At 70.1% G+C, this 13,229-nt stretch carries 13 protein-coding genes and 2 riboswitches; of the genes, 4 read left to right on the plus strand and 9 right to left on the minus strand.

Annotated elements, in window-relative coordinates; genetic code table 11:
* Window positions 1-5: 5 nt before the first annotated feature.
* Window positions 6-677 carry a phosphoribosyltransferase gene (locus tag BLT78_RS09625; RefSeq protein WP_090348767.1) on the minus strand — a complete coding sequence of 224 codons (672 nt, stop codon included), beginning with the start codon at window positions 675-677 and terminating at the stop codon, window positions 6-8.
* Between the two features lie 257 nt (window positions 678-934).
* Here BLT78_RS09625 and BLT78_RS09630 point away from each other — a divergent pair, with 257 nt between their 5' ends.
* On the plus strand, window positions 935-1,423 hold the full coding sequence (locus tag BLT78_RS09630; RefSeq protein ID WP_090348768.1) for a BCAM0308 family protein: 489 nt from the start codon (window positions 935-937) through the stop codon (window positions 1,421-1,423).
* Window positions 1,424-1,442: 19 nt separating this feature from the next.
* On the opposite strand, the gene BLT78_RS09635 is transcribed toward BLT78_RS09630, so the two are convergent.
* The 3 genes from BLT78_RS09635 to BLT78_RS09645 all read right to left on the minus strand — a co-directional run bounded on the left by BLT78_RS09635 (window position 1,443) and on the right by BLT78_RS09645 (window position 3,607).
* Window positions 1,443-1,958, minus strand: a complete 516-nt coding sequence (locus BLT78_RS09635) for a C40 family peptidase (RefSeq protein WP_090348769.1) — start codon at window positions 1,956-1,958, stop codon at window positions 1,443-1,445.
* Between the two features lie 100 nt (window positions 1,959-2,058).
* The gene (locus BLT78_RS09640; RefSeq protein WP_090348770.1) at window positions 2,059-2,637 is read right to left on the minus strand and encodes a C40 family peptidase; all 579 of its coding nucleotides are present in this window, start codon (window positions 2,635-2,637) and stop codon (window positions 2,059-2,061) included.
* Window positions 2,638-2,935: 298 nt separating this feature from the next.
* Window positions 2,936-3,607, minus strand: coding sequence for a DNA-3-methyladenine glycosylase I (locus tag BLT78_RS09645; RefSeq protein WP_090348771.1), 672 nt, complete (start codon window positions 3,605-3,607; stop codon window positions 2,936-2,938).
* Window positions 3,608-3,867: 260 nt separating this feature from the next.
* Here BLT78_RS09645 and BLT78_RS09650 point away from each other — a divergent pair, with 260 nt between their 5' ends.
* Complete coding sequence (locus BLT78_RS09650; RefSeq protein WP_157719518.1) at window positions 3,868-4,173, plus strand: hypothetical protein; 306 nt, start codon at window positions 3,868-3,870, stop codon at window positions 4,171-4,173.
* Here the strand turns inward: BLT78_RS09650 and cobM are convergent.
* The 4 genes from cobM to BLT78_RS09670 form a co-directional block, all read right to left on the minus strand.
* Entirely contained in the window at window positions 4,133-4,909 is a 777-nt protein-coding gene (cobM, locus tag BLT78_RS09655) for a precorrin-4 C(11)-methyltransferase (protein WP_090348773.1), read from the minus strand. The genes BLT78_RS09650 and cobM overlap by 41 nt on opposite strands.
* A 14-nt stretch (window positions 4,910-4,923) precedes the next feature.
* Window positions 4,924-5,319, minus strand: a complete 396-nt coding sequence (locus tag BLT78_RS09660; protein ID WP_231975763.1) for a cobalamin biosynthesis protein — start codon at window positions 5,317-5,319, stop codon at window positions 4,924-4,926.
* Window positions 5,316-6,023, minus strand: a complete 708-nt coding sequence (locus BLT78_RS09665; RefSeq protein ID WP_090348774.1) for a CbtA family protein — start codon at window positions 6,021-6,023, stop codon at window positions 5,316-5,318. Before BLT78_RS09665 ends, BLT78_RS09660 begins: the two co-directional genes overlap by 4 nt.
* Before the next feature lie 127 nt (window positions 6,024-6,150).
* On the minus strand, window positions 6,151-6,336 hold the full coding sequence (locus BLT78_RS09670; protein WP_090348775.1) for a CbtB domain-containing protein: 186 nt from the start codon (window positions 6,334-6,336) through the stop codon (window positions 6,151-6,153).
* A gap of 97 nt (window positions 6,337-6,433) precedes the next feature.
* A riboswitch (cobalamin riboswitch) is annotated at window positions 6,434-6,645 on the minus strand.
* A gap of 318 nt (window positions 6,646-6,963) precedes the next feature.
* Window positions 6,964-7,159, plus strand: a riboswitch (cobalamin riboswitch).
* 100 nt (window positions 7,160-7,259) lie between these two features.
* Between BLT78_RS09670 and cobW the strand changes: the two genes are divergently transcribed.
* Together cobW and cobN are read left to right on the plus strand one after the other, a co-directional pair.
* Window positions 7,260-8,312: a cobalamin biosynthesis protein CobW gene (cobW, locus tag BLT78_RS09675; protein ID WP_090348776.1), complete on the plus strand. Its 1,053-nt coding sequence runs from the start codon at window positions 7,260-7,262 to the stop codon at window positions 8,310-8,312.
* 6 nt (window positions 8,313-8,318) lie between these two features.
* Entirely contained in the window at window positions 8,319-12,053 is a 3,735-nt protein-coding gene (cobN, locus tag BLT78_RS09680) for a cobaltochelatase subunit CobN (RefSeq protein WP_090348777.1), read from the plus strand.
* Window positions 12,054-12,061: 8 nt separating this feature from the next.
* On the opposite strand, the gene BLT78_RS09685 is transcribed toward cobN, so the two are convergent.
* Window positions 12,062-13,135: a 3-deoxy-7-phosphoheptulonate synthase gene (locus tag BLT78_RS09685; RefSeq protein ID WP_090348778.1), complete on the minus strand. Its 1,074-nt coding sequence runs from the start codon at window positions 13,133-13,135 to the stop codon at window positions 12,062-12,064.
* Between the last annotated feature and the right edge of the window lie 94 nt (window positions 13,136-13,229).

Consider the following 13,229-nt stretch of genomic DNA (forward strand, 5'->3'; position numbering starts at 1 on the left):
CCGGACTAGGCCGTCCGCTCCCAGGCCAGACGCAGCAGCTCCTGCACCTCGCGGTCGCTGGTCTGGCCGAAGTCGCGGTACCACTCGCCGATCGACGACAGCCAGTCCGGCACCAGCGGGCAGACGATCTCGTCGACCAGCGGCCTGAGGATGGCGAGGGCCTCGTGGGAGGCCACCGGCGCGATCAGCGCGATGCGCGCCGGCCCCCGCTGGCGCACCGCCTGTACCGCCGCGCGCATGGTCGAGCCGGTGGCCAGGCCGTCGTCGACCAGCAGCACCTGCCGATCGCGCAGCTCCGGCTGCGGCCGCTCGCCGCGATAGAGGCGGTCGCGGCGCTCCAGCTCGCGCTGCTCGCGCGCCGTCACCGCCTCCAGCGCCGCCGGGTCGATCCGGCTGAAGCGCAGCGCTTCCTCGTTGATCACCCGCACCCCGCCACTGGCGATGGCGCCCATGGCGTACTCCTCGTGCCCCGGCATGCCGAGCTTGCGCACCAGCAGCAGGTCGAGCGGCAAGGCCAGCTCGCGGGCGATCTCCCAGGCCACCGGCACGCCGCCGCGCGGCAGGGCCAGGACGATGGCGTCGGGTCGGTTGCGGTATGCCTCGAGCAGTCCGGCCAGGGTCTGGCCGGCCGCCACCCGGTCGGGAATCGGCACCTCGATCTGCGCTTTGTGCTTCATGGCGAACTCCTGCCGAAGGGCATGCACGAAGGGCTCGTCCTGCAAGCCTATACCCGCGGGGCGGACCTGCAAGAGCAGCCGTCGAGGACGAATCGCTATCTGAACCGGCGAACCAACAGCAAATGCGACTAAGGCTGGCGGAACAGGCTTGACCATAATCAACCCGTCCCCCGCAGGGCTTTTCAAGACTGCAAGGGACATGCAACGGCCATGGGAGATCCATGGCCGGCCGAAGAACCTTTCAGCGGGAGTCGGTTATGGACAAGCACCAGCAGGGCCACAAAGAGACGCTGAACCAGCCTCAGCACCATGATCGCGACAAGGCCCACCAACACCTGGCGGGCAGCGCCCACTGCACCGGCTGCGACGCCTACTTCAACGCCGGACGCTGGTCATGGCAGCGCACGGCCGGCAGCCAGCCCGAAGACACCACCTGCCCGGCCTGCCAGCGCATCGCCGCCAACGACGCCGCCGGCAACGTGGTCCTGTCGGGGGCTTTCCTGCAGGCGCACCGCGAGGAAATCCTCAACCTGATCCGCAATACCGAGGAGATGGAGCGCAAGGAGCACGCCCTGGAGCGGTTGATCGGCATCAGCGAGGAAGACGGCAAGGTGATGGTCGGCACCACGGGCATCCACCTGGCCAACCGCATCGGCCACGCCCTGGAAGCGGCCTACGACGGCAGCGTGAAGTACACCTACACCGAGAACGAAACCCACCTGGACGTGACCTGGGAACGCAACTGAAGGAGCGGCCGGGCGGGTGTCAGGGCATGTGCGCCAGACGCTCCCCGGCCAGCACGCGGCGGGCGTCCAGATAGCGCTGTTGCCAGTAGCTGTCGTTGAGGCTGTCGAGCCGCACCGTACCGCCGCTGCTCGGCGCATGGACGAAGCGGTCCTCGCCGACATAGATGCCGGCATGACTGACCTGCCGGCCACCGTTGGTGGCGAAGAACACCAGATCCCCCGAGCGCAGTTGCTGACGCGGCACCTGCGGCGCCGGCAGCGCGCTCATCTCGCGCGTGCTGCGCGGCAGCTGCAGTCCGGCGGCGTCGCGGTAGACGTAGCCGATCAGCCCGCTGCAGTCGAAGCCACTGTCCGGAGTATTGCCGCCCCAGCGATAGGGCGTGCCGACCAGACCGATGGCGCGGAACAGCACATCCTCGGCCTGCGGCGACGGTGCGGGAACGGAAACACTGGGAGGGGGAAGCGGCGCCCGGGAAGAACAGGCGCCAAGAAAGAGTGCAGCGAGGATGCAGGCGAGACGAGCCGGGGCGGTCATGGTGGGCAAATCCCTGCGCTAAATACTCTGACCCTAGCTGCGCTGGTCGCCGTTATGCAAGCTGCATGACGACAAAGCGCCGCTTATAGCGGCGCCCTGCTCAGTCGATGACCCGCTTGGCCATCAGGTAGTGGTTGTTCCAGTAGTCGGTGGACAGCTTGTCCACCCTCACCCCGCCGCTGCGGGTGCTGGACGAGTGGATGAACTCGCCATCGCCGATATAGATGCCGGCGTGGTTCACCCGACCGCGGCTGGCGAAGAAGATCAGATCGCCCGGCTGCAGATCGTGGCGGGCCACCTTGGGCGCCGGCAGCTTGACCATCTCGCGGGTCGAGCGCGGCAGCTTGATGCCGGCCTCCTCGCGGAACAGGTAGCCGATGAAGCCGCTGCAGTCGAAGCCGGTGCTGGTCGAGGTGCCGCCGAAGCGGTAGGGGGTGCCGATCAGCGAGAAGCCGCGCACGAGGATGGCGCTGAGCGCCGGCAGCTCGTAGGGCTTGTCGTCCAGCAGCTGTTCTTCGATGCTGGATTCCTGCGCCTTGGCGGCGGCCTCGGCATCCAGTTCGAAGGACAGGCTTTGCTGCGAGCCATCGTAGGCACTGTGCTGCTGGGAGGTGCTGGCACAGGCGGTCAACAGGAGGGCCAGGGTAATTGGCACGAGGGGTGCGAAGCGTTTGAGCATGGGCACGACCGTGTCGTTGTAAAGTTTTTGAAATTCGATGGTGGGCGACTATGCCGGCTATCAAGTCAATTTGCAAATTTTATCGTGCGGGATGTGACTTTGTAGGCTAGCAGCGCCGTCTGGCCGTTTCCGCTGCTCTCGGCAGCCCTGAAACCCGCGAAATAGAAGGCTTGCGCTCATCGACCGTAGAACACCGTGCGTAGCACGGCACAGCCTACGGGGCGCAGATGACGCTCTGGTTGCAGCCCGCCCGGCTGCGACCGAGCGCCGCAGCGGAGGGCATGCGGCGGCGCCCCGCTCAGTGATTGACGGTAAAGGCCAGCATCGCCGACAGCTGGCACAGCGGGCGACCGCTCTGCGCCTGCCAGGTATTGAAGGCCGCCTGTACGGCGGCGAGATCGCGCTGGCTGCTCGGCGCCTTGTCGACGATGCCCTGGGCCTTGAGCGCGGCGACCACGTCGTCGGTGGGGATGAAGGTGTCCTTGCCGGCCATGCGCAGGAAGCGCGGCGCGGACAGGCCGCCCAGCTGGCAGCCGTGCTTGCCGATCTGACGCCACAGCCCGACGATGTCGTCCACCGGCCAGGCGGCCAGCCAGGCGCCGAAGCTGCCGTGCTCGCGGGCCACGTCGAGGACGAACTGGGCATTGCGCGGCACGCTCTTGAGTTTGGCCAGGTGGCGAATCAGGCGCTCGTCCTGCATCAGCCGCTCGAGGTGTTCGGCGCCCATCAGCACCACCTTGTGCGGATCGAAGGCAAAGAACGCCGCCTCGAAGGCCGGCCACTTGGCGTCCACCAGGCTGTGCTTGAGGCCGGTGCGGAACACCCGCAGGCTGAGCAGCGACAGGTAGCGGTCGTCAGTGATCGCGCGCAGCTCGTCGGCGCTCTTCGGCACCGGCAGGCGCGCCTCCAGCTCGGCGGCCGAGCCGAAACGGTTCAGACAGTATTCGTGGAGCCATTGGTAGTCGCGCATCTGCCCGTCCTGGCATGAGTGGGTGCCGGCCCGCCGCCAACCGGGCCGGCCAATTGAGGGCAACAGGTTGCCCGGCAAGGGCGGCGCAAGGCAAGCGGAGTCGGTTTCACTCTGTAGGGGCGAATTCATTCGCCGGCGCGGCCTCGTCAGGCGAATAAATTCGCCCCTACAGCGAATCGCCCTCGGCTGTCGCCGGACGCCGCGATCTGCAACACTGCCCCGCCCCCTCCCGGACACCCCCCGCTGCCATGACCCCGGCCGTGCAAACCTTTCTCGACTGCTGCCAGCGCATCCTGCACGGCGACGCCGCCCTGATCGAGCAGCTGCGCGCCGCGGGCTTCGCCTGCACGCCGGCGAGCTGGACCTTCAGCCTGCCGGCCCTGCATGCCTTTCTCGCTCCGCGGCTGGCGACCGGCGAAACATTGGAGTACCGCGCCTTCGTCCGCCAGCTGTTCGCCAGCCGGATCAACCTGGAGCTACACGAGCGCGGCGCGGAAATCGCCATCGCCGACAACCGCGGCAAGGTCAGTGCGAGTCTGTACTGCCTGCGTCGCCGGCCCGCCTGAACAGGTGGCGGGTGTCCTGGTGGTAGAGCGCCGAGTCGGCGAAGCCCTCGGCGCCGAGCACCCGGCCGACCAGGATCAGCGCCGTGCGGCGAAAGCCCTTGGCGCGCACCCGCTGCTCGATATCGGCGAGGGTGCCGCTGACCCAGTCCTGATCCGGCCAGCTGGCGCGGTGCACCACGGCGATCGGGCAGTCGCTGCCGTAGTGCGGCAACAGCTCGGCGACGATCCGGCCGAGATGCTGGACACCCAGATGGATGGCCATGGTGGCGCGGTGGCGCGCCAAGTCCCCCAACTGCTCGCCCTCGGGCATGTTCGATTTGCTGGCGTATCGGGTGAGGATCACCGTCTGCGCTACCTCCGGCAGGGTCAGCTCGCTTTCCAGCAGGGCCGCGCAGGCCGAGGTGGCGGTGACGCCGGGCACGATCTCGAAGGCGATGCCCAGCGCGCGCAGCTGACGGATCTGCTCGCCGATGGCGCCGTACAGGGACGGATCGCCGGAGTGCACGCGGGCCACGTCCTGGCCGCGCGCGTCGGCGGCGCTGATCAGCGCGATGATCTCGTCCAGATGCAGTTCGGCGGTGTTGACCACCAGCTCGGCGCTATGCCCCTGCAGCACCGCCTCGGGGACCAGCGAGCCGGCGTAGAGGATCACCGGGCAACTGCGCAGCAGACGCTGACCCTTGACGGTGATCAGCTCGGGGTCGCCGGGGCCGGCGCCGATGAAATAGACAGTCATGGAGACTCCAGGAATCAGACTATGGCGATCGCCAGTGTGGCGCGGGCACTGCTGCTCCTGGCGCAGAGCAGCCTGGCCCGGCCCCCCGTGAGGGCCTCGGCCTGGGCCAGGGCGCTGGCCTCGGCCACCCCGGCGCTGCCGGTGATGCGCAGGGACAGGACGGAGTGCCGGCTCAGGCGCTCGTGGTAGCGGGCGAGCCGTGCAGCCGGCAGCAGCGCCAGCGGCAGGCCCAGGTGCTCGGCCAGCTCGCGCAGGCCGGCTTCGTCGGCCTTGTGCGCGCTGCTGGCCAGGCAGTCCAGGTCAGCCGCCTGCAGGCCCTGCTGGCGCAAGGTCTGCTCCAGCAGCTCCAGCAGCTCGCCCATCGAACAGCCGCGCCGACAGCCGAGGCCGACGACGTGCCGCACGCTCATGCGCTGCGCGCGCGGCTGTGGAACCAGGCCGCGGCCAGGCCCAGGGCGGACCAGAACAGCGCGTTGGTCAGCAGCGAGGCGACGACGAACTCCTGCGCCAGGGCGGCCGGCGCCAGGCTCACGTGCACCTCCGGCTGCGGCGCGCCGACCAGGTGTGGCAGCGCCAGCAAGGGCACGCCGGCGAGGCGCCACGTCCAGTCGCGACCGAAGGCCAGCAGGCCCAGGCCGACGGCGGTCGCCGTGGCGGTACCGAGCCACCAGTACTGGCGCAGCAGCAGATCGGCAGCCTCGGTGCCCGGCAATTCCGGCGGCAGGCCGGCGGACGGCGCCAGCGAGAAGGTGGCGAAACCGCCGAGCCCCCACAGCAGCCCCTGCCAGCTGCGCCCCGGCGCGCGCAGGGTGAACAGGCCCGCCAGCATCAGGGCGAAGCCAACCGCCACCACCAGATTGCTCAGCCCGGTGGACAGCAGGCGCTGCCAGCCGTCCTCGGGCGCCCAGGCCTCTGCCCCGTGCTCGTGGCCGGCGGCATGCGCGTGGTCGTGAGCAGCCTCAGCAGCGGCAGGCTCGTGTCCGGCGCTCGCGCCGGTTTCGTAGGTTTCCGCCTGCAGGATCAGCGGGCTGACCCACAGGCTTTGCAGCAGGGTCAGCACGATGGCGGCGAACAGGCCGGCGAAACCGGCCGTTTGGGCGATGCGTTTGATCATCGACAGAACTTCTCGAGGCTGGGGCGCGATGGCACAGAGCCACCACATGCGCCTGTAGGGGCGAATTCATTCGCCAAAATCCCCCGCGAAGGCGAATGAATTCGCCCCTACCGAGCGGGAGCATGGCTCAGTGGCAGGGAAACGCCGCGCTGTGCCGGGTGTCGTGGGCAGCGTTGTGCACCACTTCGAGGTGCGAGAAGCCGGCGACGAAGATCAGCGCCGCGCCGAGCAGGCAGCTGCCGACGGCGAGGAGCAGGCGTTGCGAGAGAGGGAGGGTGACGGAGGCGGAAGACGATAGTGCGCTGCTGGACATGAGCTGACCTTCTGATGAGGTGAAAAACGGCGCAGAAGGAACGCAGCACGAGCAGGCCCACAGGGCCAGATCCGGCGCGCACCCGCCCGCCGCGGGTTGCCAAACGAGGATTCAGGCCGGTCTCCGGGCTTGCGACGCCTTTGCAGGAACCGGGTCGGCCTTCCCATGCACGAGGCACAGTGGCGTGGATGACCCTTCGATCGCTTACCGTTGCGGGGGCAGCGCCGGACTCGTCTCGTCAGAGACCCACCGGCTTCCCGTTTCACCTCGCGCACGGCGGCGCGAGACACCTGAAACAGCTTTTTCTAGAACAGCACGCAGCCCCCGCCAGCGTCAACCGCGACGGTTGGCCGACCGGGAATACAGGGGAGAATTCACTCGCCTGCGCGCGGCCTTTAGACGAATGAAGCGGTTATGCCTGCGTGAGGCCGTAGGATGGGCTTCAGCCCACCAAAGGGCAGCGTGGGCTAAAGCCCACCCTACGAGGCTGCCCACCCCAGCAAGATGCCTTGGCAAAAGTTTCCGGGCTCATAGCCGATGAATGCGCCTCTACGCGCCGCGAACCGGGCGCCCTACTGTTCATGCGCCTACCCCACCGCCACGGTTGACCTGCCCGCAGCCACTGCGTAGCCTTCGCGCCTTCGAGGTTCTCCGGCCCCCTCTGGCCGGAGCTAAGAGGGAACACGGTGAAGCCGTGGCTGCCCCCGCAACTGTGAACGGTCAACGCCCCTTCGATGGACCACTGCCTGCCGGCGGGAAGGTGAAGGGGATGCGCGATGCGCCAGCCGTGAGCCAGGAGACCTGCCTCGCAAGAACTTCAACTGTCCGGGCGGGGTGATCCGGTGGTGCTTGGCCTGCGCGTGCTCGACTGCGCGGCCCGCCCCTGCCCGTCCGTCACTCCCACCGACGCTCCGGGGCCCTCGATGAAATCCCTCGCCAAACTTCCCGTCACCATCGTCACCGGCTTCCTCGGCGCCGGCAAAACCACCCTGCTGCGCCACATGCTCGGCCATGCCGAAGGCCGGCGCATCGCGGTGATCGTCAACGAGTTCGGCGAACTGGGCATCGACGGCGAAATCCTCAAGCAATGCGCGATCGGCTGCTCGGAAGAGGAAGCCAGCGGTCGGGTCTTCGAGCTGGCCAACGGCTGCCTGTGCTGCACCGTGCAGGAAGAATTCTTCCCGGTGATGCGCGAGCTGGTCGCCCGCCGCGGCGAGCTCGACCACATCCTCATCGAGACCTCCGGCCTGGCCCTGCCCAAGCCGCTGGTGCAGGCCTTCAACTGGCCGGAAATCCGTAACGCCTGCACCGTCGACGCGGTGATCACCGTGGTCGACAGCCCGGCCGTGGCCGCCGGCACCTTCGCCGCCTTCCCCGAGCAGGTCGACGCCCAGCGCAAGCAGGACCCCAACCTCGACCACGAGTCGCCGCTGCACGAGCTGTTCGCCGACCAGCTGGCCAGCGCCGACCTGGTCATCCTCAACAAGGCCGACCTGCTCGACGCCGAGGCGCTGGCCGCGGTGCGCATGGAAGTCGCCGAGGAGCTGCCGCCGGCGGTCAAGGTCGTCGAGGCCCACGGCGGCGAGCTGCCGCTGGACGTGCTGCTCGGCCTCAACTGCGAGACCGAGCTGCACATCGACGGCCGCCGCACCCACCACGACGAGGAGGACGAGGACCACGACCACGAGGAGTTCGACTCCTTCGCCGTGGAGCTGCCCGCGGCCGACGAGACGCGCCTGCTGCAAGCGCTGAAGGACGCGGTCGCCAGCCACGGCATCCTGCGCATCAAGGGCTTCGCCGCCATCCCCGGCAAGCCGATGCGCCTGCTGCTGCAGGGCGTTGGCCAGCGCTTCGACAAGCACTTCGACCGCGCCTGGCAGGCCGACGAGGCGCGCCTCACCCGCCTGGTGGTGATCGGCCAGGCGCTGGACCAGGCGGCCATCGCCGCCGAACTGCAGGCGGCGCTGGCCGGCTGATCTCCCATGCACCTGCTGCGCACCCAGCCCGGCGTCCCGTTGCCGGCCGACAGCATCGCCGACCTCGGCCAGACGCCGGCCGAGCTGGCGATCCTCTGCACCGGCGACTCGCACCTGTCGTTGCTGGCCGCGGTCGCCCGCGAGCTGCCCGAGGACTACCCGAGCCTGCGCCTGGCCAGCCCGGCGCAGCTGCCCAACCACGCCTCGGTGGACTTCTACGTCGAGCAGGTGCTGCAGCACGCCAAGGTCATCCTGATTTCCGTGCATGGCGGCGTCAGCTACTGGCGCTACGGCATCGAGCGGCTGGTCGAGCTGGCCGCGCGCGGCGCCAAGCTGATCCTGGTGCCCGGCGACGACAGCCCCGATCCCGAGCTGAGCGGCCTGGGCAACGTCGCCGCGGCCGAGTCCGAGCGGCTCTGGCAGTACCTGCGCCAGGGCGGTGTCAACAACGCCCGCGCCTTCTTCCACTGCATCGCCAGCCTGTACCTGCAGCGCGACTACCCCTGGCGGGAGCCGCGCGCCCTGCCCCGCGTCGGCATCCATCACCCGCGCCACAGCGACGCCGCGCTCGATCACTGGCGCGCCGACTGGCAGGCGGACCGGCCGGTGGCGGCGCTGCTGTTCTACCGCACCCACGTGCAGGCGGCGAACACCGCCTTCGTCGACGCCTTTTGCGAACGCCTGCAGATGCAGGGCCTCAACCCGCTGCCGATCGCCGTGGCCAGCCTCAAGGAAGCGGCGTGCCTCGCCCGGGTCGAGGACTGGCTGGACCAGGCCGGCGCCAGCGTGATCCTCAACACCACCGGCTTTGCCATGAGCAACCCGGAAGCGCCGGGGCTGCGCCCCTTCCGCCGCGACGTGCCCGTCCTGCAGGCCCTCTGCGCCCTGGATAGCGAACAACAGTGGCAGGCCAGCGCCCAGGGCCTCGGCACGCGCGACCTGGCCATGCACGTCGCCCTGCCCGAGCTGGACGGCCGCCTGATCACCCGGCCGATCAGCTTCAAGGGCCTGGCCTGGCGCAGCGAGCGCAGCCAGAGCGACGTGGTCTGCTACCACGCCCACCTGCCGGGCATGGACTTCATCGCCGAGCTGGCGCGCCGCTGGTGCGAACTGGCGCGCCGGCCCAACGCCGCCAAGCGCGTCGCCCTGGTGCTGGCCAACTACCCGACCCGCGACGGACGCATCGGCAACGGCGTCGGCCTGGACACCCCGGCCGCCGCGCTGAACATCCTGCGCGCCCTCGAGCAGCAGGGTTACCCGGTCGAAGACCTGCCGGACAGCGGGACCGCGCTGATCCACCAGTTGCTCGGCGGGGTGACCAACGACCTGGACAACCTCGACCTGCGTCCCTGCGCGCAGAGCCTGGCGCTGGCCGACTACCAGCAGTTCTTCGATGAACTGCCGGCTGCCAACCGAGAAGCCGTGCTGCAGCGCTGGGGCGGCCCGCAGCAGGATCCGATGTTCCGCAGCGGCCGGCTGATGATCGCCGGCCTGCGCTTCGGCCAGACCTTCGTCGGCATCCAGCCGGCGCGCGGCTATCAACTCGACGCCGCCGCGGTCTACCACGACCCTGACCTGGTGCCGCCGCACGGCTACCTGGCCTTCTACTTCTGGCTACGCCGCACCTTCGCCGCCGACGCGGTGATCCACGTCGGCAAGCATGGCAACCTGGAGTGGCTGCCGGGCAAGAGCGTCGGCCTGTCCGAACAGTGCTGGCCCGGCGCGCTGCTCGGCCCGCTGCCAAACATCTACCCGTTCATCGTCAACGACCCCGGCGAAGGCGCCCAGGCCAAGCGGCGCACCCAGGCGGTGATCGTCGACCACCTGATGCCGCCGCTGACCCGCGCCGAGAGCTACGGCCCGCTGCGCGACCTGGAGCGCCTGGCCGACGAATACTACGAGGCCAGCCAGCTCGACCCGCGCCGCGCCGTGGAACTGCGCGGCGAGATCCTGCGCAAGGTGCGCGAGACCAGCCTCGACCGCGAGCTGGGCCTGCAGCTCAACGACGATGCGGACAGCTGGCTGCCGCAGCTGGACGCCTACCTGTGCGACCTCAAGGAATCGCAGATCCGCGACGGCCTGCACGTATTCGGCGAATCGCCGGCCGGCGCGCTGCGCCGCGACACCCTGCTGGCGCTGCTGCGCCTGCCCCGCGGCGACGGCCAGGGCGCCAACGCCAGCCTGCTGCGCGCGCTGGCCCGTGACCTGGCGTTGGACTTCGACCCGCTCGACTGCGCCATGGCCGAGCCTTGGACCGGCCCGCGCCCCGCCGCCCTGCTCGCGCTGAGCGAGGGTCCCTGGCGCACGGCCGGCGACACCCGCGAGCGCCTGGAACTGCTGGCCCTGCAGCTGATCGGCGGCCGCGAGGGCGCCGCCGTCGGCCCGGCCAGCGCGCTGGTTCTCGACGAGTTGCATGAGCGCATCGCCCCGCTGCTGGACGCCTGCGGTCCGGCGGAGATGGGCGGGCTGCTCGCCGCCCTCGCCGGCCGCTTCGTGCCCGCCGGGCCGAGCGGCGCGCCCAGCCGCGGGCGCCTCGACGTGCTGCCGACCGGGCGCAACTTCTATTCGGTGGACGTGCGCAACCTGCCCACCCCCACCGCCTGGCGCATCGCCGTGCTGGCCAGCGAGCGCCTGCTCGAACGCCACCTGCAGGACCACGGCGACCACCTGCGCCAGCTCGGCCTGTCGGTATGGGGCACGGCGACCATGCGCACCGGCGGCGACGACATCGCCCAGGCGCTCGCCCTGCTCGGCGTGCGCCCGGTGTGGCAGGCCGGCAGCCAGCGCGTCGAGCGCTTCGAGGTGCTGCCTTTGGAGCAGCTCGGCCGCCCGCGGGTGGACGTCACCCTGCGCGTCTCCGGCTTCTTCCGCGACGCCTTCGCCAACCTGATCCGCCTGTTCGACGACGCCGTGCAGGCGGTCGCCGACCTCGACGAGCCGGAGGAGCTGAATCCGCTGTCGGCACGGGTCTGGCGCGAGGCGCTGCGCCTGGAGGATAGCGGCCTGGGCGAGGCCGAGGCACGCCGCCAGGCCGGCTGGCGCGTGTTCGGCGCCAAGCCCGGCGCCTACGGGGCCGGGGTGCAGAACGCCATCGAGGAACGCCTGTGGCAGACCCGCGCCGACCTGGCCGAGGTCTACCTGAACTGGGGCGGCTACGCCTACGGCAAGGGCGCCGAAGGCACCCCGGCACGCGCGCAGTTCGCCGAACGGCTGGAGCAGCTGCAGGCGGTGCTGCACAACCAAGACAACCGCGAGCACGACCTGCTCGACTCCAACGACTACTACCAGTTCCAGGGCGGCATGCTGGCGGCGGTGGAAACCCTGCGCGGCGCCCGGGTCGCCAGCTACCACGGCGACAACAGCCAGCCGGACGCCCCGCGCATCCGCAGCCTGCAGCAGGAGCTGAGCCGCGTGGTGCGCGCCCGCGCCGCCAATCCCAAGTGGATCGAGGGCATGAAGCGCCACGGCTACAAGGGCGCCTTCGAGCTGGCGGCGACCGTCGACTACCTGTTCGCCTTCGACGCCACCAGCGAACTGGTCGAGGATCACCAGTACGCCCTGCTGGCCGACGCCTACCTGCTCGACAGGGACACCCGCGACTTCATCCAGCGGCACAACCCCGGCGCCCTGCAGGACATCCTCGAACGCCTGCTGGAAGCCCAGCAACGCGGCCTCTGGGAGCACCCCGGCGAGTACCGCGCGGCGCTGGAGAACCTGCTGCTGGATGCGGAGGAAGGCTGATGGCCGGCTCAGCCAGCGGCGCGCAAGCGCTGCGCCGCCTCGCGCAAAATTGCCTCGGTGCCGCTCCAGCCCAGGCAGCCGTCGGTGATCGACACGCCGTAGCGCAGCTCGGCGGACAGCGGCTGGCAGCCGTCTTCCAGGTGGCTCTCCAGCATCACCCCGCGCAAGGTGCCGTCGCCGGCCAGGCGCTGGTCGAGCACGCTGGCCAGCACCGCCGGCTGGCGCAGCGGGTCCTTGCCGCTGTTGGCGTGGCTGCAGTCGACCATGATCCGCGCGGCGATGCCCTGCTTGGCCAGCCCCGCGCGTGCCACGGCGACGCTGGCGGCATCGAAGTTCGGCCCGCCGTGACCACCGCGCAGCACCAGATGGGTATCCGGGTTGCCGTCGGTCTGCACCAGCGCCGGCCGGCCCAGGCCGTCCACGCCGAAGTGCTGGTGCGCGTGCGCCGCCGAGCGCATGGCATCGCAGGCGATGCTCAGGCTGCCGTCGGTGCCGTTCTTGAAGCCCACCGGCAGATCCAGGCCGCTGATCAGCTCGCGGTGCACCTGCGATTCGCTGGTGCGCGCGCCGATGGCGGCCCAGCCCAGCAGGTCGTCGAAGTAACCGGCGACCAGCGGCTGCAGCAGTTCGGTGGCCAGCGGCAGGCCGCGTTCGAGCATGGCCAGCATCAGCCGGCGCGACAGCGCCAGGCCCTCCGCCATGTCGCCGCTGCCGTCCAGCTGCGGGTCGTACACCAGGCCCTTCCAGCCGATGGTGGTGCGCGGTTTCTCGACGTAGGCGCGCATCACCAGCAGCAGCTGGTCGCCGACCTGCGGCGCCAGCGCGGCCAGGCGGTCGGCGTATTCGAGGGCGGAAACGGGATCGTGCAGGGAACAGGGGCCGACGACGACCAGCAGGCGCGGATCGCGGCCGTCGAGCACGGCGCGGATGGCCTCGCGCTGGGCCTGCACCTGGGCGGCGAGAGCGGCGGGCAGCGGCAGCTGCTGGCGCAGATCGGTGGGGCTCGGCAGCGGGGTTTCGCGGCGGCGAGTGGTGAGCGGCGGCACGGGCTGTGCGCGCAGAGCGGTAACGGAAGCATTCATGGCGGTGGTCCTCGCCCGGCGTGGCCTCATGCCACGCGCGGCGCGCTATCTGAGTGTTCGACTGGAATCTCGGTGGTGCGCGGCAGCGCTGCTA

Source organism: Pseudomonas oryzae (assembly GCF_900104805.1).
Classification (GTDB): domain Bacteria; phylum Pseudomonadota; class Gammaproteobacteria; order Pseudomonadales; family Pseudomonadaceae; genus Geopseudomonas; species Geopseudomonas oryzae.